The following is a 20273-nucleotide window of genomic DNA, read 5'->3' as shown; positions in this document are numbered from 1 at the left end:
GCTTTCCTCTCAAGAACAAAGTCCTGCACATCAAGGAGCATAAAAACAGTAAACAAAAAGAGCACCTTTTTAGGCGCTCAAAGGTTTATTCTTCGATCTCATTTGGCTTATTTTCAGCCGGCTTGTCGTTCTCGTCTTTATCTTTCTTAGAGTCACCGTCTTTTTCGTTTTCCTTGGCTTTATCCTTTTCGTTTTCTTTGGCTTTGTCATTTTCATCAGGCTCTTCGTTCTCTTTGCCTTTCTTATCCTTTTCGCCTAAAGGAAACGCATCATTGATGTCTTCTAGTGATTTGTTAAACGCATCGTAAGGGTTCATGGCCACTCCGTCTTTGCGGATTTCAAAGTGAACATGCACGCCTGCTTCCTCATCATACACATTGCTTCCAGCGTTTCCGATTACATCGCCTTGGCTAATTTCTGCGCCTTGTTCGGCTTCAATGCCTTCTAGACTAGAGTAGTGAGTGGTGATGCCGTTGCCATGATCGACTTCAACTACATAACCGAGGACAGAGTCCTTCATCGCTTTCGTCACTGTGCCACTCATTGCCGCCTGAACAGGGAACGTTTCTTGGTCTTTGCTTGCTAAATCAATCCCTTTATTTTGGCGGTAAACATTGTCATAAAATACAAGCGCTTGTTCTTGCTCTTGTGCATCGGCTTCTGGATCGTAGAAGAACCCTACTTGCTCAAAATCAGATTCGTTCGCCACAGGCATATGCAATGTCTCATTACCGACATTAACAGGAACAGTTGGCTCATCTTGCCGATTTTCCTGCTCTTGCACTGGCATTTCTTCCGGATCTGCGCTATCCTCCCCATTTTGCAAAAAGAAAACAGCACTTAAGAGACCGGCGCCAACAACCAAATAAGCAGCAGGCATAACCCAACGTTTGCGCATAAAACTTTGGATATCGACTTTTTTAGAAGAATTTTTTTCTTCTTTCATTTCTCATCACCTCTGCCAACCATTCTGAGCACTTTGCTAGAAATATATACATGGCAAAGGAAAAAATTTTTCCAAAGCTATTCGCGCCACACCACCGCTGCCGAAAAAGCCAGCAGCCCTTGTTCACAGGCTGCTGGCTTCTACTCTATGAATCGTGTTGCAATCGGCTTGCATGTTTAGCTAGTCGGGACAAGTTCGTCCATGCTTTCAATTTCGACATCTTTATAGAAATATTGGACAATGTCTTTGTACGTTTTTCCTTCTTGGGCCATCCCATTTGCTCCGTATTGGCTCATACCAACGCCATGTCCCCAACCTTTCGTTTGTATGACGACTTGGCCATTGCTTACATGCCATGAAAAATCAGATGAATCCAGTTCAAGCGCTTCCCGGACTTCTCGGCCTGACAATGTTTTATTTTCAAACGTTACCGTCTCCACTCGTCCGCCTGCTGTTCTCGCTTCAATCGTGCCAATTGAACCATCATTTTGGAGTGTGATCCCTAAAGCAGCTTCAAATTCACTTATAGGAATGACTGTTTCATTAGCAAAACGAGGAGATTGCTTATCCCATGGACTTGGTACACTTTTTAAGTAAGGCACTTCTTGTTCCCAATAATCTTCGGCATTTTCGGTAAAACCATTGCTTGTTGAAAAAAAGGAGGCAGTAATTGGTTCACCATCATACGTCATAATTTCCCCGCTCGTGTCCCGTACTGCCGTTTCGACTTTCTCCCAGTTTGAGTCGAACGAGTCTTTCCATTTCTCTTTTAATTCATCTTTGCTTTGATAGACTTGATGGGCAACTGTATCTGTTACTAACGCCCCTTGTGGAACATCCCCATTTTTGTCGCCATTTTTCATTTGCGCGACAGCAAATGTCCTTGCGGCTAACGCCTGTGCCTTAAGAGCTTCCACTTCATAGTCAGCCGGCATTTCAGACGCTACCACACCCATTACGTAATCTTCCAAAGCGATTTGTTCGACCGCTTCAGCGTTGGAGCGATAAACGGCGATGTCAGGTCCATTGGTGTCTTTCGCTGCAACTTGCTCAGAGCGTACTTCTGTTTGTCCTGCTTCTTGTTTTTTCTCGATCGGGGCTAGTCCAAAAGCTGACTCGGTTAAATCTTCGCCGTCTTTTACAAGTGCAACCATTACAGTGGGAACGATTAGCACAATGACGATCAGCATTGCTGCAAATAGGATTATCCGTTTCATGGCAGACCTCCATTATTTGTTCCAACACTATAGTCTATGAACGTCTGCCCCAGAAATGTATGCAAAAAAGATTGTCGACCATAGACAGTATGTCAGCAAATGTGACATACTCCATAATGGCAAACAATCTTTCTTGACGATATTCGACCATTTCCCCGGAAATAGTTTAGATTAGTTCAGCTGCTTCCAAGGACTCATTTTCTTGATGCTCTTCCACACGCTCAATGTCTGCGCCTAGTGCTTTCAATTTCTCAGTTAAATTGACGTATCCACGATCCAAATGCTTTAATTCCGTTACACGTGTATACCCGTCAGCAACAAGTCCCGCAAGCACAAGCGCTGCACCAGCCCTTAAATCCGTTGCTCCGACTTCCGCGCCTTGTAGACTTGTCGGTCCAGATACAATTGCTGAGCGACCTTCAATTTTAATGTTTCCGTTCATGCGACGGAATTCCTCTACATGCATAAACCGGTTCTCAAATACAGTTTCCGTAACGACACTCGTGCCTTCTGCCCGAAGAAGCAACGCCATCATTTGCGCTTGCATGTCTGTTGGAAAACCTGGATGTGGCATCGTTTTAATATCAACAGCCTTAAGCTGTTCAGGGCCGATTACCCGCAGACCTGCTTCTTCTTCAATAATATCGACACCCATTTCACGCATTTTGGCAACAAGGGGACGCATGTGCTCAGCAATTGCTCCCTCGACAAACACATTGCCTCCTGTAATAGCAGCCGCCACCATAAAAGTGCCTGCTTCAATCCGATCAGGTATAACGGAGTGGACGGCTCCTTGGAGAGCGTCTACGCCGTCAATGCGAATAACGCCGGTCCCTGCACCACGAACCTTTGCACCCATGGCATTAAGGTAATTGGCCAAATCGACAATTTCCGGCTCTTCTGCGACATTTTCAATGATGGTTGTTCCCTCTGCCAAAACAGCAGCCATCATAATGTTCTCTGTTGCCCCCACGCTTGGGAAATCCAAATAAATTTTTGTTCCTTGGAGTTTTCCATCAATACGTGCTTCAATAAAGCCATTTCCGATTTCAACCGTTGCTCCCATCGCTTCAAACCCTTTGAGATGCTGTTCGATAGGACGTGAACCGATGGCACAACCGCCTGGCAATGCGATTCTCGCACGGCCTACACGTGCCAAAAGCGGGCCCATCACTAAGAAAGAGGCACGCATTTTGCGCACATATTCAAACGGAGCTTCGGTTTTTAGTGGGCGGTCTGCACGAACGGCAAAACGGCCGTTTTCATATTCGACTCCCACATTCAAATTCGCTAATACTTCCTTCATTGTATATACATCTGTAAGTGATGGCACTTCTTCAATGATGCTTGCACCACGCTCAGCTAATATCGATGCTGCGATGACAGGCAGAACGGCATTTTTTGCGCCTTCTACCTTCACGGAGCCGTGCAGCTTGTTGCCGCCACGGACAATGATTTTTTCCAACGTATTCCCCTCCGCGTCAGTATTTTTTCTCTTCTATATTATCAATATTCAGTCGTAATTATAGGCGTTCCTAAAGTTACTCTTGTCTGCTGGCCCAAGTCTGGGTTTTGTCTCAAGGCAACTTGAACATTCATGTTGTTTCCGTTTTCTAAAGCAATTCCAGTGTCCCATTCATTATTGTACGCAGACAAAGACACAAACGTTTCTTCTTTCAGCACTTCTTGGATTGTTGCCCCAAGCTGCTCCATGTAACGTTTGCCAGTTGCGAACAACGAATCGTCATTTAATGTGGTTGTTTCAGCTGTCAATTGGTAAAAAAGCAAAGCTGACTCCATTTCCAAACGGTTCAGGCGTTCCTTTAAAAGGGCTTGATCGAAAACGGATTCTTCGGCACTCGCTATAAGCTCGTACGACTTCATCAGGATGATTTGGCCTTCGTCCTTTACAGCAAGCCACTTAACGACTTCTTGCAGGCCGTTCCCCCTATCCTGAATGAACACTTCACTCCAACTGTCCTGATTTGATTCCAAAGGTTGCCGTTCAAAAGTTGGATGCTCGGCTGCAAAGGCATCGACCTTTTGCTCATACTCGCCTTTAGAATGAACGACTTCTTCATTTCCTTTTGCTCGAACTTGCCAACTAATGACATGCAATTGTTCCTGTCTCGCTAATTCGAGCATCGCTTCTGCTTTCGCAAAAAGCAATTGATCCTTGTTTTTTTCATGGAGTGGCGCAAAAACCATTGCACCGCAAATCCCAATCACAAACGCTAAAAAACCCGCTTTTATCATCTTTTGCATGTACGTTCTCTCCCTTTAACGCCATGGTCTTATTAGTACCATTTTTACCTTTTGGAGAAAATGCATACATGAAAGATGAGGGTTCTTTTCACTAAAATAAATAGGGCAAAAGTTGTGTTGCTTGAAAGTAATCAAGGAGAAAGCGAGCGACTAAAGTACCAAGAGCAATCGCACACATGACTCGAAGCAACGCAGCTTGTTTGCTTTTTGGATTTTTAACGAACAGATCGAAGCGAAACGACTCAAGAGCCCACCAAGCGATTACAAGACAAAGAAGATTCACGACAATATGTATGAATGCTCCCAAACCTAATCCGTCCGTCAAAAAAACGACCCCATTTCTTGCTGTTGATTGCAGTCAAGCACTTGTCAAGCCAAACGATTGCAATCCATTAACCATCATAACGGATTTGTTTCAAAAAAGCCAGCGATTAACGTCCCGATTTACCGATTTTACATAGTTTATTTTTGAACGTTTTGTCACAAAATGAAGCAATTGTTGAAAGAGGCCCCATTAACGTTTTCATACCACTTTTGCTATGTTTTATAACCGGTTTTTCAATAAAAAAATGTCAAAAATCCCGCTAATCTTTAAACGATTTCACGGGATTTTTGACATTTTTACGTTGGATTACATGTTGCCAGCTTATGCGCCTTTATGTTTGGCGACATCCATTCTTGTGATCGCACGTTGAAGGGCTGCTTCCGCCCGCTTTCTGTCAACATGCTCACTTGCTAACCGCTGCTCGGCACGTTCTTTTGCCTTTCGGGCACGTTCGGTGTCAATTTGCTCGGGACGTTCGGCCGCCTCGGCCAGAATAGAGACATGGTCTGGCCTGACTTCTACAAAACCGCTCGAAACCGCGACCTGTTCTTCTTTCCCTTCTTTGATGAACCGAGCAGGGCCTACAGCAAGCGGACTGACAAGCGGAATATGTTTTGCTTTGATGCCAAGTTCGCCTTCCACTGTCTTAACGACAACCAATTCGGCATCTCCTTCATAGACAGCCCCGTCAGGCGTGATGACACTGACTTGTATCGTTGCCACGTGTACCCCTCCTCTGTCGGCAATCAGGCGACAAGGAAACAGATAAAGCCGTTTCCTTGTGCATTGATTTACGCCATTTGCTTGGCTTTTTCAACGACTTCTTCAATACGGCCAACGAGACGGAACGCGTCTTCAGGAAGATCGTCGTACTTGCCTGCAAGAATGTCTTTAAAGCCTTGGATTGTTTCTTTAACCGGCACATAAGAGCCTGGCTGTCCTGTAAACTGCTCAGCGACATGGAAATTCTGTGAGAGGAAGAACTGGATTCGGCGAGCACGGGCTACAATCAATTTATCCTCTTCAGACAGTTCTTCCATCCCTAAAATCGCAATAATATCCTGCAGTTCCCGATATTTTTGCAACGTTTGTTGCACGCCTCGGGCAACATTGTAATGCTCTTCACCGACAATCTCAGGCGAAAGGGCACGCGATGTTGACGCAAGCGGGTCCACTGCTGGATAAATCCCTTGTTCCGTCAATTTACGTTCAAGGTTTGTTGTAGCATCCAAGTGGGCAAATGTCGTCGCCGGAGCTGGGTCTGTATAGTCATCGGCAGGTACATAAATCGCCTGAATCGATGTAACAGAACCTTTCTTCGTCGATGTGATACGCTCTTGCAACTGACCCATTTCGGTAGCAAGCGTTGGCTGATAACCTACGGCTGAAGGCATACGCCCAAGCAAAGCCGACACTTCCGAACCAGCTTGCGTAAACCGGAAGATGTTGTCAATGAACAACAATACATCTGCGCCTTGTTCATCGCGGAAATACTCGGCCATTGTCAAGCCAGTCAAAGCGACACGCATACGGGCGCCAGGCGGTTCGTTCATTTGGCCAAACACCATCGCTGTTTTAGTGATGACGCCGGCGTCTTTCATTTCATGATAAAGGTCATTTCCTTCACGGGTCCGTTCCCCTACGCCTGCAAATACGGAGATACCGCCATGCTCAAGAGCAACGTTGTTGATTAGTTCTTGGATTAAGACCGTTTTCCCTACACCTGCACCGCCAAAAAGGCCGATTTTTCCGCCCTTTGTATATGGAGCAAGCAAGTCAACGACTTTAATGCCGGTTTCAAGAATTTCAGTTGTCGTTGTCAGTTCTTCAAAGCTTGGCGCCTCGCGGTGGATTGGATCGCGACGCGTCCCCTCAGCCACAGGCTCCTGTAAGTCAATCTCTTCACCTAATACATTAAAAACACGGCCAAGCGTTGCTTCTCCAACAGGAACGGAGATAGGACCGCCTGTATCTAGGACTTCTGTTCCGCGCATAAGCCCGTCAGTTGAACCCATTGCTACCGTGCGGACTGTATCGTTTCCAAGGTGAAGCGCTACTTCTAACGTCACTTTCACATCAACGGCGCCATCAGCTGCGCCTTGCTGGTTGACTGTCAATGCGTTATTGATTTCCGGTAGCTGCCCACTTGGGAATTTCACGTCTACGACGGGCCCTGTAATTTGAATGATACGGCCTGTTGACATTCGTTTTCCCTCCTACTAATAAGCATTTGTTTTATTCGAGTGCGGCTGCACCGCCAACGATTTCGGTAATTTCTTGTGTGATTGCTGCTTGACGCGCTCGGTTGTAGGACAGCGTCAATTCATCAATTAATGCAGAAGCATTATCAGTAGCTGCACTCATAGCTGTCATTCTCGCGCCGAATTCACTTGCCTTTGCGTCAAGAAGAGCGCCATAAATTAAGCTTTCTGCATAACGTGGAAGAACGGCCTCCAAAATTTGTTGTTCCGACGGCTCAAATTCGTATAAACTGGTGCTGCTTGTCTCGTCGCCTTCATTTACAGAAGCAAGAGGCAGCAGTTTTTGTTCAGTAACCCGTTGCGTCATCGGTGACACAAAATGGTTATACCAAATATACAATTCATCAAATACACCGTCGGCAAACATTTCAACCGAAGACTTGGCCAACCCGCTTACATCATTAAAAGTTGGTTGGTCAGGGACCTCAACCATCTCTTGAATGATCGGCTGTTTCCGGGTACGCAGCAAGTCGCGGCCGATGCGGCCAAGAACGATAATCGCATACTCGTCTTCAGAAGCGTGGCGTTCATTGATGGTTTTCATCATATCGCGCAGCAAGCTGGAATTATAGCCGCCTGCAAGGCCGGTATCCGATGTCATCAAAATATAACCTGTCTTTTTCACAGGACGTTCTTCAAGCATCGGATGGCTTGTATCACTGCCTGCCTGAGCGATGTTGCCAACGACTTCGCGCATTTTTTTGGCATACACTTCATACGATTGCGCTTTTTCTTGGGCGCGGTTCAGCTTAGCCGCTGAAACCATTTGCATCGCTTTTGTAATTTGCCTCGTTTTCTTTGTTGAGTTTATCCGGTTTTTAATGTCGCGCAAAGAAGCCATTTGTTCACCGCCTTTCTGGGCAAAACTAATCGTCTATTCGTTAGAAGCGACAAAACCTTTCTTAAACGCTTCAATTGCTGCTTTCAAATCGCTTTCTTCAGGCAAATTGCCCGTTGTGCGGATATGCTCAAGCAATTCATTGTTGTTGCTTTCAAGATATGTGAATAGTTCAGACTCGAACCGGCGGCAATCAGCCACAGGCACATCATCCAAATAGCCCTTCGTCAGCGCGTAAATAATTGCTACTTGCTTTTCAACCGGAAGCGGCTGATGCAAATCTTGCTTCAGCAATTCAACTGTGCGCTCACCACGGTTCAAGCGAGCTTGCGTTGCCGCATCCAAGTCAGAACCGAATTGGGCAAACGCCTCAAGTTCCCGGTATGCAGCCAAGTCAAGACGCAGCGTTCCCGCTACTTTTTTCATCGCTTTAATTTGTGCAGAACCACCAACACGGGATACAGAAATCCCTGGGTTTACTGCTGGGCGAACGCCTGAGTGGAACAAGTCGGACTGTAAGAACACTTGTCCATCTGTAATTGAAATAACGTTTGTTGGAATATAAGCAGAAACATCGCCGGCTTGTGTTTCAATGAATGGAAGCGCGGTAATGGATCCGCCTCCTAAGTCATCATTCAATTTCGCAGCACGTTCTAACAAGCGGGAGTGCAAGTAGAAAACATCCCCTGGGAAAGCTTCACGACCTGGCGGGCGGCGAAGGAGCAATGACATTTCCCGGTAAGCAGCTGCTTGTTTTGACAAGTCATCATAAATGACAAGGACATGCTTGCCGTTATACATAAATTCTTCTGCCATGGATACGCCTGTATACGGAGCCAAGAAAAGCAATGGCGCAGGGTCAGACGCACTTGCAGAGACGACAATTGTATACTCAAGGGCGCCCCGTTGACGAAGCGTTTCAACTACACCTGAAACGGTTGATTCTTTTTGGCCAATCGCTACATACACACAAATCATGTCTTGGTCTTTTTGGTTGATGATCGTATCAATAGCAATTGCCGTTTTACCTGTTTGGCGGTCACCGATAATCAATTCCCGCTGTCCACGGCCAATTGGAATCATGGAGTCAATCGACTTAATCCCTGTTTGCAATGGTTCATGGACCGATTTCCGTGCCATTACCCCTGGAGCTGGGCTTTCAATTGGACGCGTTTTGCTTGTATGCACTGGTCCTAGGCCGTCTAAAGGCTGGCCAAGCGGGTTGACGACGCGGCCAAGAAGCTCGCTTCCTACTGGTACTTCCATAATCCGGCCAGTCCGTTTGACTTCGTCCCCTTCACGAATGTCTGTATACGGACCTAAAATAATAATCCCAACGCTGTCTTCTTCCAGGTTTTGGGCCATTCCCATTACCCCAGTCGAGAACTCAAGTAGCTCGCCGGCCATGACATTGTCGAGCCCGTGAGCGAAGGCAATACCGTCCCCGACGCGAATAACAGTCCCTACGTCTTGCACATTGACCTTTGTTTCAAATTGGTCGATCTGTTGCTTAATGAGCGAGCTAATTTCTGTCGCTTTAATGCTTGCCATTCGTTTCACCCCTAACTGACAGTTTCTAACGTTCTTATTGTCCTGCTACCAATTGCTTTTCGAGGCGTTTCAGCTGCCCTTGGATGCTACCGTCAAAGACACGGTCGCCTACACGAACTTTTAATCCGCCTATTAAAGCAGAATCGACGACATTCACAACTCGCAGTTCCCGTTTTCCAGCTTTTGGGGCAAACACGGCAGCAATTTGATTCTTTTCACTGTCCGAAAGCGCCTTAACCGAAAAAACAGTTGCTTCAGCAATTCCTTTTTTGTCATCGTTTAATTGTTTGTATTCACCAGCGAGGCCCACGATTTCTGAATAACGGCCCCGTTCCATTAGCAAATTGATCGTATTCATCACTGCTGGACTTAGATGAGCCTGAAACGCATCCCGAAGGAGCGCTTGCTTTTTATCAGCAGCAAGCCCAGGTTGGGCTAACACCGTTTCTAATTGAGGCGTCGTTTCAAACACTTCCTGTACCAGTTCAAGCTCCCGTTCAAACACATCCGTTTGCCCTTTTTCTTCCGCTAACTCAAAAAGAGCAACAGCGTAACGATTTGCTACTGCCTTGTTGCTCATAGCTCTTCGCTCGCTTGTTTAAGATACTCTTGGACAAGCTGGTCTTGCTCGCTTGCGTCAAGTTCTTTTTCAATAACTTTCTGTGCAATTAAGACAGAGAGAGACGCAACCTGTTCGCGAAGAGCGGCTACAGCCTGGTCTTTTTCGTTTTGGATTTCCGCCAACGCTTGCTGATGAATGCGCTGTGCTTCTTCTTTGGCGGCGCGGACCATTTCCTGCCCTTGCTGTTCGCCTGCTTTTTTTGCATTTTCAATCAGTTCACGCGCTTCGACTCGCGCCTTTTGCATTTCTTCCCGCTGTTCTGCAAGCAGTTTTTCAGCTTCCTTGCGGTTTTGTTCCGCTGAATCAATTTGCTCATTAATCATATCTTGCCGTTTTTGCATGACGCCAAGAAGCGGCTTGAGGGCAAATTTAGAAAGAATTAAAAGCAACACAGCGAATGCCAATAGTTGGTAGAGGGCTGTGCCCCATTCGATGACCATGTTTACACCCCTTTTGCAGAAGTAATCGTCCTTGCATAAATAAAGGCGAGAGGTTCTGTTTTGTAGAACACTGTCGCCCCTCTAGTCAAACTATAAAATGTTTGCGTTACCCCATAAAGAAGAGTAAGAACGCAATAACGATCGCAATAATCGGAACGGCCTCTGCAAGTGGCGCGCCAATAAACATGAGCGTTTGTAGCGTACCGCGTTGTTCTGGTTGACGTGCAGTTCCTTCAATTACTGCCTTAACGATAATGGCTACGCCAATTGCTCCCCCGATTGCTGCAAGACCTGCTGCAATCCCAATCGCTAATTCTGTCATTAGATAAATCCTCCCTTAAGGTTTAAATTTTTATAGTAACTAATGCTCTGAAATTGAGCGAGAATCACGAAATTAATGTTGTTCCACTTTGTGGGACATGTACACCATTGCCAACATCGCAAAAATGTACGCTTGCAATGAACCAATAAAAATACTAAATGCTTGCCACACAATGAGCGGCACAAAAGCGAAGATGCCCCAATAAACCGCTGTCGTTCCTAACGAAACGAGAAGAAGCATAAGAATTTCTTTCGCATAAATATTCCCAAAAAGTCGCATGCCAAGAGTTAACGCATTTGACCCTTCCTCAATCACTTTAAATGGAAACAAAAACCATTTTGGTGTAAACCAACTTTTCCCATAAGTGGATGGGCCTGTCACCATGATTCCATAAATATGGGTCAAAACGACAATAAATACAGCCATTGTCAGTGTTAGAACCGGATCAGACGTCGGCGATTTCCAAAAAACGTTATGGCCTTCTTTTGTTACTAATTCAAATGGAATCCCCATCATATTAGCAACAAACACATAGAAAAGCAGCGCATACGCGAGGACAATAAAACGGCCGCCCACTTTCCAATCCATGTTCGCCTTAATGATTCCACGACAAAAGTCCACTACCCACTCGATAAAATTTTGAAGCCCAGTCGGACGCATAGCCAATTTGCGGCAGCCAATGACTGTAATAATCACCACGATGGCCATTGCAATCGTCGTCGTTATCATGGTTGTCCCATTAAAGAGCAAACCCATGAATTCAAATTGATATTGATGATGTTCCGGCAAACTATTTCACCTCTTTCGTATGAGAGCTTTTATGAACATGTCGACCATCATCACACCGTATAGCAGCCCTAGCCCAACCACAACCGCAACAATATGGATGTTTTCTGGAAATTGAAGAGCCAGCCAAATCGCTATGAACGCAAAGATGAGTCGAAACACAAATCCCAATCCCGCGAAAACCATAAAGGGTCGTTTCGACGGAGCGACGTTCGTTCCTATGACGCTTGCGTTGTGGTAAGTGATCCACAAATTCAAATAGCTGACAGAGACGCCTAATAAAAGGCCGAGGAAAATCGTTTGGAGTGGTGTAAAGATAGAACCTATGACGAAAATGAGACTGATAAATCCAACTATACACGAATAATGCCACATTTGCTGTTTTAGAAGGCTTTTCGGTTCCGGCACTATTGATCGTCTCCTAAAAATGGCTGAACCGCTTTATAAATGCCATATGTACCAGTCCCTAGGCCAGCTAACAAGCAAATAATCAAAAAAAGGGGTTCTAACCCAAACAATTTGTCGAGCCAAAGTCCAAGAAATAACCCGCCAACAACACCACCGATAACGTAGGAAGTGATGATGGACACAAGCGCAAACGCACGCATCGGATTCCGGTTTGGTTTAGACAATGAAACGACCTCCATCGCATATTGCAAACCCATTCATAACGCACATGTAACCCTTATCATGAGGACCCTTATAATCGTACAATAGCCACCCCCACGTGTCAACGAATTTTACAAGGAAATCACAAGAGTTATGAAAGAGCCTCGATTTGTTCACACAACTGTCATAGTATTGTTTGAGATTTCCCAAATAAAGCGCTACCTATATGCATAGAGGCATTTTTTGCCCTATCCGCTACATTAAAAATGGCGATTGTGTTGCAATTCACCTGCTGGAAGAACGATAACCGATTGACAAAACGCTCTGCATATGTCCAAATACACGAAAAAAACCGCCTGAGAATGCGGTTTTTTTCATGTATTAGCCTTCTTTTGGGAAAAGCGGCGGCTCCCCGACATCAATGAACGCCTCGATTGTGTCTTTTACGCCTTCACTTTTCGCAAACACTAACGCTCTGTATCGGCCTGGAGCCACATTTAAATCAGATAGCTCGCCGCTTACCATTCCACGCTCAGAATGTTCGTGGGAGACTAGGACATCTACAAATTCAAACGTATCGGGATCAAATAAGGCAATCCCTGATTCTTCTGCCCCTCCTGGCAAATAGTACTCGTAGTAATAACTATTTTTAGCATCTCCATGGACAAATTGAAAGGCCATCACCCGCGGGTAATTCGGCTCTTCCATAAACAACACATACGGAAGGCGGATCGTGTCGCTCCCGCCTGTAATTTCGACCGTGCCGGCATGGAGCCCTTCTTGCAAAAGCGCCGGATCAATGTCAGCAGCGAGTGTCACTTGCTTTTTTTCATTGGGACCAACGGTTACCGAAAAAGGGGTTTCCCACTCAATTCCATCCAACTCTCCAAGCGGTGGAACAATATGGTACACTCTCGCTTTGCTTTCCATGTTTTCAATCGTGACCGTTAGCTCCCTTTTTGTACGTGGTGCTTTTTTTTCCCAAGTGCCGAATGTTAGCGAACTCGGGTAGACAAGTGTCTTCGTTTCGAGCGCCTTGTCTACTTGCAACCTTCCAGCACCTTGTTCGTGGGGCATGTACTCCCTTCCTTGTTCATCGACTAAACACTTCGTTGTGTTCATTAAAGCCGCTTTTACTTGTTCAGGGTTCCAGTCTGGATGCTGTTGGATCAAAAGAGCCGCCGCCCCTGCCACATGGGGGCTGGCCATACTCGTTCCATTTAAGCCTAAATAACCTTTTGGTACAGTACTCTGAATCGCCACTCCTGGAGCAACGAGATCGGGTTTCACTTCCCATGTTTCAGTAACCGGCCCTCTCGAACTAAACGACGCCAGCAAGTCTTGCTTTTGTTCATAGCCAGTGCGCACGGACAGTTCTTTTTTTGAATGGTCCAGTTGTTCAAGCAGCCATTCGCCGTCTTCTTTGCTTAGGCTTGCCCCGATTAAGTCAACGGACTGCATAACGCCCCCTGCAAAACTTCCTTTTAAATTATTGTAAATTAAAATCCCAGTTGCCCCCGCTTTTCGTGCTGTCTCCATTTTTTCAGCAAAAGTAGAACGACCCCTTTTTACTAAAACGAGCTTTCCTTTTGCATCAACGTCCTTATAATCAGAAACAAGTCCATGTCCCGCTTCGACAACGGGAATGTCACGCTTAAGCTTCCATGGCTTTGCGCCAACGAGTGGCGTTAATTCAAGCCGGCGCTCCTTTTCATTCGTCAATGTCATATACGGAATTTCCACTGGCGGGAGAGAGGCACCGACAGAGATCGCTTTCGCCGAAGTCCCAGGTGAACCGACAGTCCACATATTTGGCCCGCTGTTGCCACTTGAAGTCACAGCGACTACGCCTTTGTCAACTGCGCGATCCAAAGCAAGGCTAGTTGGCCAATCTGGTCCATTTACCGTATTTCCAAGTGACAAATTCAAAACGTCCACTCCATCGGCAACCGCTTTTTCAATCGCTTCCAACACTTGTTCAGTCGTCCCTTGCCCACCTGGCCCAAGGGCGCGGTAAGCATAAATTTCTGCTTCAGGAGCAACTCCTTTTATGCGGCCATTGGCGGCAATAACGCCAGCAACGTGAGTTCCATGGAAAGTCGGCTCTCCTTGGTCCGCTTTTGTTTCCATTGGGTCTTCATCTTCATCGATAACATCGTAACCACCTTTTACATTGGCGCGCAAATCAGGATGTTCGTAATCCACTCCTGTATCAATGACGCCGACTTTGACGCCCTTGCCAGTCAATGCCTCCCCTCCTGGCCCTAAGTGGCGCTTATCGCTTTTTCCTGCACCCACAAATGGAATGCTGCTTTCAAGGCTTGGCTGGTAAATAGCAATATCATCAACACGGGCAATCCCGTCTAATTTTTTTAATACATCAATGTCTTCTTCTAATAAATCTAGCGAAAATCCTCCGTAAACTACTTTAAAAACATGCCTAATTTTGGCTGAAGGAACCGCATCCTTTACTTGCTCTACTGCGTTGTCAACATTCCCTTTCGCCGATACAATGACCACTCGCCTGCCGCTTTGCTGCTCGTCGGACACGGTTTCCGTCGCCCTTGGCGTAACAGGATAGGTTTCGGCAGCCGCCACATGCGGAATAAGTCCTGAAAAACCTAATATAACCAGCAGTATGCAAGCTTGCACTCGTTTCATTATGATCTCCCCTACTGCGTGTCGTAACGTGTAGTATGTGTCTATACGCAGCTCGCTATGCAGGAAAGCGTTTATTGTGCATAGAATGTTTACAACTGTGGATAAAATTATGTTGTTCTGTTGATAACTAATAATTGCTGTGGGTAATTCAGAGGATTATGTGGATAAATAAACTTGGAGGGAACGCAAATGAATATGCTCATTCGCGAATCGGTCCAACACGATGGACCATCTGTATGCAAACTAATGAAGGAACAAGGAAGCCCAGACGACCAACATCGTTTAGAGCACCGGTTTAAGCGATACTCCAACGATTCACATCATTACATTGCCGTCGCCGAAGAACAAGACGAATTAATCGGCTACGTGTGGGCACAAGATTTTGGCGTACATTTACGTACCGGCACGAAGCTATGCCGCCTCCAGGAATTGTATGTCCTTCCTGAACACAGAGCAAAAGGCGCAGGACGGCAATTATTTAAAGGCGTTCTTCGTTGGTCGCACATACGCCAGGCTACTTGGCTGCAATGGCATGCTTCTTTCAGCGCGTCCGCTTTTTATGAAAAGCTCGGCTATGAACCTGTCCACCAAGAGGGGCAAGGCTTTCCTTGCTATGAAATCGACTTTTCCACAAAGCAGCGCCCACATTCCCGCCATGCATGAATGTGGGCGACTACTCGTTCGTTATTTTGTGCCAAACAGCCGATCGCCAGCATCGCCAAGTCCTGGCACAATGTAGCCTTTTTCATTTAGCTTTTCATCAAGCGCAGCTAAGTAAATATCGACATCAGGATGTTCCTTTTGTACGTAAGTGACGCCTTCAGGAGCAGCTACAAGACAAATGAGACGCATGCTTTTTGCACCGCGCTTTTTCAAACTATTGATTGCTTCAACGACAGAACCACCTGTTGCCAACATCGGATCAATGACAAGCAATTCCCGCTCTTCAACATCATTCGGTAGCTTTACATAATACTCATGGGGCTTTAGCGTTTCAGGATCACGATACAAGCCGACATGGCCGACACGAGCAGCAGGAATCATACGCAAAATCCCTTCTGACATGCCGATCCCTGCGCGCAAAATCGGAACCAAACCTAATTTTTTCCCTGCCAGCTTTTTCACTTTAGCTGGGCCGACAGGTGTTTCGATTTCTGCAGCTTCCAAAGGCAAATCACGGGTCACTTCAAACGCCATTAAAGCGGCCACTTCATCAACGAGCTCGCGGAATTCTTTTGTACCTGTATGCTTGTCACGAATATAAGATAGCTTATGCTGAATCAGCGGGTGATCCAAAACATGCACTTTTCCCATCGCTTACACTCCTTTTCCTATATCGCCATTTTTCGACACACTCTGATTGATTTTACATGAAGACCCCTTTCTCCTTCAAGTGAAAGTTCAAAAACACACGATTTGCCGACAAAAATGACAGACTGATAGAAAACGCTTGACAGACTAGGAGTGCAGGCGAGGGAAGATGCGAATAGAACGGGGGTTCATGAGGATATGACCGAGACAAACGACGACGTATGCGGGCGTTTGTCTACGGTCTGCAGCCTTCTTGTACAAGAAGGCTGCTAAAACTTACAAATTTGGGTACATCGGAAATGTTTTTGTCAATGCGGCAACACGTGAACGGACGCTGTTTAGCGCTTCTTCATTGTCGATGTTTTTGAGCGTCAGTGCAATGAGTTCGCCAATTTCATCCATTTCGTTTTCCCCAAAGCCACGCGATGTAACAGCGGCGGTGCCAATTCGAATGCCACTCGTTACAAATGGTTTCTCAGGATCAAATGGAATTGCGTTTTTATTGGTTGTAATGCCGACGGCGTCTAACGCTTTTTCAGCGACTTTGCCGGTCAATTGCAAGGAACGCAAATCAAGCAACAGCAAATGGTTATCCGTGCCACCAGAAACGATGTCCACGCCTTCCGCTTGAAGCTTTTCGCCAAGGCGCTTTGCATTGGCAATGATTTGCTTGGCATACGTTTTAAATTCATCTGACAATGCTTCTCCAAAGGCAACCGCTTTTGCGGCAATCACGTGCATAAGCGGGCCGCCTTGAATGCCTGGGAAGATCGACTTATCGAGCTTTTTCCCAAATTCCTCTGCCGTCTCCTCATTGCACAAAATCATGCCGCCCCGTGGGCCACGTAACGTTTTATGAGTCGTGGTTGTGACAAAATGGGCGTATGGCACAGGGTTTTGATGGAGGCCTGCAGCGACAAGGCCAGCAATATGGGCCATGTCTACCATAAGATAAGCGCCAACTTCATCCGCAATTTCCCGGAATTTTTTAAAGTCGATTTCACGGGGGTAAGCACTTGCTCCAGCTACAATTAATTTAGGCTGGTGCGTCTTGGCTGCTTCTCTAACGGCTTCGTAATCGATGCGCTTGTCGTCTTCACGGACGCCGTATTCCACAAAACGGTATTGAATGCCACTAAAATTGACTGGGCTGCCGTGCGTTAAATGGCCACCATGGGACAAGTTCATGCCAAGCACCGTGTCTCCATGTTCGAGAATAGTAAAATAAACGCCCATGTTTGCTTGTGCGCCAGAATGCGGCTGAACATTAACATATGCGGCGCCAAAAAGTTGTTTCGCTCTGTCGCGCGCGACGTCTTCAGCAATATCAACATACTCGCAGCCACCATAATAACGGCGACCAGGATAGCCTTCTGCATATTTATTCGTCAAGACCGAGCCTTGCGCTTCCATAACCGCTTCGCTGACAAAGTTCTCTGAAGCAATCAATTCAATTTTGTCTCGTTGCCGGCCAAGTTCTTGGCGAATCGCTTCAAATACGGCTGGATCTTGCGTTTTTAAATGTTCCATCATACCCTGCCCCTCTCACAACATTCGTTTTTTAGTCTAATTGCTTTTCATTTTATCGTATATATCGCTAAAAGAATAGGTTTTTCCGGAAGATAATAAGCGATTTTTTTCTTTTATTCAGTTTCAACCGTTATCCCTTTCCATTAAAAAAGGACGTTGCAATCTGCGTTTCGTTGTTTGTACTGGCAGCGACGCTTCCTGACAACCGATCGCCGCAGCCTTGATAGCGCTAATCTTTAAGGGAATAGCGGGCCCGTTCTCCGCCAATTAATTTCGGCCTAGAATAGGCAAACGTTACGTGGGCGCTGCCTAATGAATTTGCTGAAACGCGCACAGGTACAGCGACCGGCTTTAAATGCATGCCGATGAATGTATCGCCAATGTCAATCCCAGCGTCGCAGTCAGCTTGTTCAACTAGAACAGGGTCTTGCATATGCTTATAGGCATACGCAGCCATAGCACCGCCAGCCCGAGGTACAGGTACAGCCGCTACTTCTGTGAACCGGTGGGCATGGGCAATGGCACGCTCAACCACTAAAGCACGGTTTAAGTGTTCACAGCATTGGAAAAGGAGATGAGCGCCTGTTTCCTTGCTAAAGTGAACGAAAGCGTCATATAGTTCAGCCGCAATTTTTTCTGAACCTTGTTTGCCGATCCGTCCGCCTCCCACTTCGCTTGTCGATGTGCCAACAACAAAAAGTTTTCTCGCCAAAGGAGGCGCTTCCTTTGTAAACTCACTAAGCAAATCAATCAAGCTCGTTTTTATCGCCGTCATAAGCCTGCCTTCTCTTCATAAGCAGCAATTTTGCCGATTCTCGTCTGGTGGCGTCCGCCTTCAAACGCTTCCCCGAGCCATGTTTGAACAATTTCAACAGCAAGTCCAGGGCCGATGACACGCTCCCCTAATGCAATCATATTTGTATCGTTATGCTGTCTTGTCGCTTTTGCGCTAAACGTATCATGAACAAGGGCACAACGTATGCCTTTTACTTTATTGGCAGCAATTGACATGCCGATGCCCGTCCCACAAATTAAAATGCCGCGGTCAAACTCTCCTTGCGCCACTTTTTCTGCGACAGGAAGGGCATAATCCGGGTAATCGACAGAACCTTCACAATCACAGCCAAAATCTTTATAGGAAAGCCCCATTTCCTCTAACATCGCTGTAATCTCTGCACGAAGCCTTGTTCCACCGTGGTCTGAAGCAATCGCAATTTTCATTGTTGGACACTCCTTTTGGTTTAAAAAAAGCGTCCTATATCGACGCTTTTACTAGGTTGATTCTATTGTAAACTTTTCAATCGTTGTCTTCAATTGCTTGGCTTGATTCGCTAAGTCAAAGGATAGCTTTGCCGCTTCCTCTAAAGCTTGGCTTTGTTCCTCTGTCATCGCGGCGACTTCCTCTGCTCCGGCAGATGTTTCTTCTGCAATCGCTGCCACTTCCTGTGTTTTTAATGAGCTTTCCTTGATCGATTGCCGCTGCTTGTCTGACAATAGTGACACTTCGCCGATTAATGCGGCTACCGTTTTCACAGACGCTTCCATCTTGGCAATTGCTGCAGTGGTCTGTTCGCTTTCCTCTCTCTGTTTTCGGGCAACCGCTGCTTGCGCTTCAATATCGGCCACCGTTTGCTGCATTTCTTCTTGGATGGCAGCAATTAATTCCCCTATAGAAGCGACAGCACGGCCGCACTCATCTGCCAGGTTTCGCACTTCGTTAGCAACTACGGCAAAGCCTTTGCCATGTTCGCCAGCTCTTGACGCCTCTATTGACGCATTTAAAGCGAGCAAATTCGTCTGTTTGGCGATCGAGCCAACGAAACTAGCGATTGTTTCTACTTCCGCCGCTTGCTGTTCCAAACGGCGGACAGACTGCAAAGATGCCTCTTGCTTTTTTGATAGCTCGCCCACTCCGTTCACGAGCGAATCTGTCCGTTTGCGGCTTTCTTCGAGAGTAGCAACCATCTCTTCGGCTTGGCCTTTTGAGGAGTCTGCTTTTGCTTTCATTTCTGTCGCCATAAGCGTCGTATCTTCTAAGGTGGCTGCCGTTTCCTGAATTGCCTTTGCAGAGGCTTCAGCGCCACTGGCGATCTCTGCCATCGTTAAACCAATTTGATTACCTTGGCTCGAAGATCGCTCCGTAGCATCAGCAAGCTGTTTGACACGCTTATCGGTTTCGACAAAATTCACCTCAATGTCCGAAGTCATTTGCTTTAAGCTGGCAAGCATGTCATTGCAAGCAATCCCTAGAGCCCGTAGCTCGTCATCCGATTTGGAAAGTTTTACAGATGTATTGACAGAACCAGCAGCTGCTTGTGTGACAGCCCGTTCCAATTCGCTTAAAGGTTTTGTAATAAAGGGAGCAAGCAAATAGCCAAAAATGGCGCTCCAAATGACACCGACAAATAAAGTTAACGGTATCACCAACCGAGGGTCAATGGACATCGCCTGCGCGAGATAATCAGCCAGGAAATATAAAATAAACGCGCTGCAGGCAAATGTTACAACGGCTACTGCGCTGACTCCTACTACTAACTTTTTGCGAATGCTGAATTTATATGTTCTGCCGACACCGTTCCCTTCCACATC

General features: G+C 46.3%; 22 protein-coding genes. 1 reads left to right on the top strand and 21 read right to left on the bottom strand.

Annotation, left to right across the window (positions count from 1 at the left end; genetic code table 11):
• Window positions 1-85: 85 nt before the first annotated feature.
• From BUC05_RS07570 to BUC05_RS07495, 16 genes are all read right to left on the bottom strand, one after another.
• Complete coding sequence (locus BUC05_RS07570; protein ID WP_011248679.1) at window positions 86-946, bottom strand: stage II sporulation protein SpoIIQ; 861 nt, start codon at window positions 944-946, stop codon at window positions 86-88.
• Between the two features lie 176 nt (window positions 947-1122).
• The gene (spoIID, locus tag BUC05_RS07565; protein WP_011248680.1) at window positions 1123-2163 is read right to left on the bottom strand and encodes a stage II sporulation protein D; all 1041 of its coding nucleotides are present in this window, start codon (window positions 2161-2163) and stop codon (window positions 1123-1125) included.
• Between the two features lie 166 nt (window positions 2164-2329).
• Window positions 2330-3628, bottom strand: coding sequence for a UDP-N-acetylglucosamine 1-carboxyvinyltransferase (gene murA, locus BUC05_RS07560; protein ID WP_011248681.1), 1299 nt, complete (start codon window positions 3626-3628; stop codon window positions 2330-2332).
• A gap of 41 nt (window positions 3629-3669) precedes the next feature.
• On the bottom strand, window positions 3670-4428 hold the full coding sequence (locus BUC05_RS07555; RefSeq protein ID WP_011248682.1) for a YwmB family TATA-box binding protein: 759 nt from the start codon (window positions 4426-4428) through the stop codon (window positions 3670-3672).
• 91 nt (window positions 4429-4519) lie between these two features.
• Window positions 4520-4711, bottom strand: coding sequence for a DUF1146 family protein (locus tag BUC05_RS07550; RefSeq protein ID WP_235360786.1), 192 nt, complete (start codon window positions 4709-4711; stop codon window positions 4520-4522).
• Between the two features lie 363 nt (window positions 4712-5074).
• Window positions 5075-5476, bottom strand: a complete 402-nt coding sequence (locus tag BUC05_RS07545; RefSeq protein ID WP_011248684.1) for a F0F1 ATP synthase subunit epsilon — start codon at window positions 5474-5476, stop codon at window positions 5075-5077.
• 68 nt (window positions 5477-5544) lie between these two features.
• Window positions 5545-6957: a F0F1 ATP synthase subunit beta gene (atpD, locus tag BUC05_RS07540; protein WP_011248685.1), complete on the bottom strand. Its 1413-nt coding sequence runs from the start codon at window positions 6955-6957 to the stop codon at window positions 5545-5547.
• 31 nt (window positions 6958-6988) lie between these two features.
• Window positions 6989-7855 (bottom strand): ATP synthase F1 subunit gamma, encoded by an 867-nt coding sequence (atpG, locus tag BUC05_RS07535; RefSeq protein ID WP_011248686.1) that lies wholly within the window; start codon window positions 7853-7855, stop codon window positions 6989-6991.
• A 33-nt stretch (window positions 7856-7888) separates the two neighbouring features.
• Entirely contained in the window at window positions 7889-9403 is a 1515-nt protein-coding gene (atpA, locus tag BUC05_RS07530; RefSeq protein ID WP_073304461.1) for a F0F1 ATP synthase subunit alpha, read from the bottom strand.
• 34 nt (window positions 9404-9437) lie between these two features.
• Window positions 9438-9983, bottom strand: a complete 546-nt coding sequence (locus tag BUC05_RS07525) for a F0F1 ATP synthase subunit delta (protein WP_011248688.1) — start codon at window positions 9981-9983, stop codon at window positions 9438-9440.
• The gene (gene atpF / locus BUC05_RS07520) at window positions 9980-10465 is read right to left on the bottom strand and encodes a F0F1 ATP synthase subunit B (protein WP_011248689.1); all 486 of its coding nucleotides are present in this window, start codon (window positions 10463-10465) and stop codon (window positions 9980-9982) included. The genes BUC05_RS07525 and atpF overlap by 4 nt, the downstream gene beginning before the upstream one ends.
• A gap of 106 nt (window positions 10466-10571) precedes the next feature.
• Window positions 10572-10787: a F0F1 ATP synthase subunit C gene (atpE, locus tag BUC05_RS07515; RefSeq protein WP_011248690.1), complete on the bottom strand. Its 216-nt coding sequence runs from the start codon at window positions 10785-10787 to the stop codon at window positions 10572-10574.
• 72 nt (window positions 10788-10859) lie between these two features.
• Window positions 10860-11576 (bottom strand): F0F1 ATP synthase subunit A, encoded by a 717-nt coding sequence (atpB, locus tag BUC05_RS07510; protein ID WP_011248691.1) that lies wholly within the window; start codon window positions 11574-11576, stop codon window positions 10860-10862.
• Between the two features lie 6 nt (window positions 11577-11582).
• Complete coding sequence (locus BUC05_RS22030; protein ID WP_254120690.1) at window positions 11583-11948, bottom strand: ATP synthase subunit I; 366 nt, start codon at window positions 11946-11948, stop codon at window positions 11583-11585.
• A 32-nt stretch (window positions 11949-11980) separates the two neighbouring features.
• Window positions 11981-12205 (bottom strand): AtpZ/AtpI family protein, encoded by a 225-nt coding sequence (locus tag BUC05_RS07500; protein ID WP_011248693.1) that lies wholly within the window; start codon window positions 12203-12205, stop codon window positions 11981-11983.
• A gap of 358 nt (window positions 12206-12563) precedes the next feature.
• A complete protein-coding gene (locus tag BUC05_RS07495; RefSeq protein WP_011248694.1) occupies window positions 12564-14843 on the bottom strand; it encodes a S8 family serine peptidase in 2280 nt (759 codons plus the stop codon).
• Between the two features lie 189 nt (window positions 14844-15032).
• On the opposite strand from BUC05_RS07495, the gene BUC05_RS07490 reads away from it, so the two are divergent.
• Entirely contained in the window at window positions 15033-15506 is a 474-nt protein-coding gene (locus tag BUC05_RS07490) for a GNAT family N-acetyltransferase (RefSeq protein ID WP_011248695.1), read from the top strand.
• 21 nt (window positions 15507-15527) lie between these two features.
• On the opposite strand, the gene upp is transcribed toward BUC05_RS07490, so the two are convergent.
• The 5 genes from upp to BUC05_RS07465 form a co-directional block, all read right to left on the bottom strand.
• Window positions 15528-16157 (bottom strand): uracil phosphoribosyltransferase, encoded by a 630-nt coding sequence (gene upp / locus BUC05_RS07485; RefSeq protein WP_073304459.1) that lies wholly within the window; start codon window positions 16155-16157, stop codon window positions 15528-15530.
• Window positions 16158-16430: 273 nt separating this feature from the next.
• A complete protein-coding gene (gene glyA, locus BUC05_RS07480) occupies window positions 16431-17684 on the bottom strand; it encodes a serine hydroxymethyltransferase (protein WP_011248697.1) in 1254 nt (417 codons plus the stop codon).
• 229 nt (window positions 17685-17913) lie between these two features.
• Complete coding sequence (locus BUC05_RS07475) at window positions 17914-18459, bottom strand: TIGR01440 family protein (RefSeq protein ID WP_073304457.1); 546 nt, start codon at window positions 18457-18459, stop codon at window positions 17914-17916.
• Window positions 18456-18905, bottom strand: a complete 450-nt coding sequence (gene rpiB, locus BUC05_RS07470) for a ribose 5-phosphate isomerase B (RefSeq protein WP_011248699.1) — start codon at window positions 18903-18905, stop codon at window positions 18456-18458. The genes BUC05_RS07475 and rpiB overlap by 4 nt, the downstream gene beginning before the upstream one ends.
• A gap of 51 nt (window positions 18906-18956) precedes the next feature.
• Entirely contained in the window at window positions 18957-20270 is a 1314-nt protein-coding gene (locus tag BUC05_RS07465) for a methyl-accepting chemotaxis protein (protein ID WP_073304455.1), read from the bottom strand.
• Between the last annotated feature and the right edge of the window lie 3 nt (window positions 20271-20273).

Origin of the sequence: Shouchella rhizosphaerae (assembly GCF_900142675.1) — a bacterium.
Classification (GTDB): domain Bacteria; phylum Bacillota; class Bacilli; order Bacillales; family Bacillaceae_D; genus Shouchella; species Shouchella rhizosphaerae.
The sequence above is the reverse complement of the archived record's forward strand: the minus strand, read 5'-3'. Positions and strand labels throughout refer to the sequence as shown.

Coding starts and splice junctions, on each gene's coding strand:
- BUC05_RS07570 (WP_011248679.1), bottom strand. CDS start 946: ATGAAAGAAGAAAAAAATTCTTCTAAAAAAGTCGATATCCAAAGTTTT.
- spoIID (WP_011248680.1), bottom strand. CDS start 2,163: ATGAAACGGATAATCCTATTTGCAGCAATGCTGATCGTCATTGTGCTA.
- BUC05_RS07555 (WP_011248682.1), bottom strand. CDS start 4,428: ATGCAAAAGATGATAAAAGCGGGTTTTTTAGCGTTTGTGATTGGGATT.
- atpD (WP_011248685.1), bottom strand. CDS start 6,957: ATGTCAACAGGCCGTATCATTCAAATTACAGGGCCCGTCGTAGACGTG.
- atpG (WP_011248686.1), bottom strand. CDS start 7,855: ATGGCTTCTTTGCGCGACATTAAAAACCGGATAAACTCAACAAAGAAA.
- atpA (WP_073304461.1), bottom strand. CDS start 9,403: ATGGCAAGCATTAAAGCGACAGAAATTAGCTCGCTCATTAAGCAACAG.
- BUC05_RS07525 (WP_011248688.1), bottom strand. CDS start 9,983: ATGAGCAACAAGGCAGTAGCAAATCGTTACGCTGTTGCTCTTTTTGAG.
- atpF (WP_011248689.1), bottom strand. CDS start 10,465: ATGGTCATCGAATGGGGCACAGCCCTCTACCAACTATTGGCATTCGCT.
- atpE (WP_011248690.1), bottom strand. CDS start 10,787: ATGACAGAATTAGCGATTGGGATTGCAGCAGGTCTTGCAGCAATCGGG.
- BUC05_RS22030 (WP_254120690.1), bottom strand. CDS start 11,948: ATGTGGCATTATTCGTGTATAGTTGGATTTATCAGTCTCATTTTCGTC.
- BUC05_RS07495 (WP_011248694.1), bottom strand. CDS start 14,843: ATGAAACGAGTGCAAGCTTGCATACTGCTGGTTATATTAGGTTTTTCA.
- BUC05_RS07490 (WP_011248695.1), top strand. CDS start 15,033: ATGAATATGCTCATTCGCGAATCGGTCCAACACGATGGACCATCTGTA.
- upp (WP_073304459.1), bottom strand. CDS start 16,157: ATGGGAAAAGTGCATGTTTTGGATCACCCGCTGATTCAGCATAAGCTA.
- glyA (WP_011248697.1), bottom strand. CDS start 17,684: ATGGAACATTTAAAAACGCAAGATCCAGCCGTATTTGAAGCGATTCGC.
- BUC05_RS07475 (WP_073304457.1), bottom strand. CDS start 18,459: ATGACGGCGATAAAAACGAGCTTGATTGATTTGCTTAGTGAGTTTACA.
- rpiB (WP_011248699.1), bottom strand. CDS start 18,905: ATGAAAATTGCGATTGCTTCAGACCACGGTGGAACAAGGCTTCGTGCA.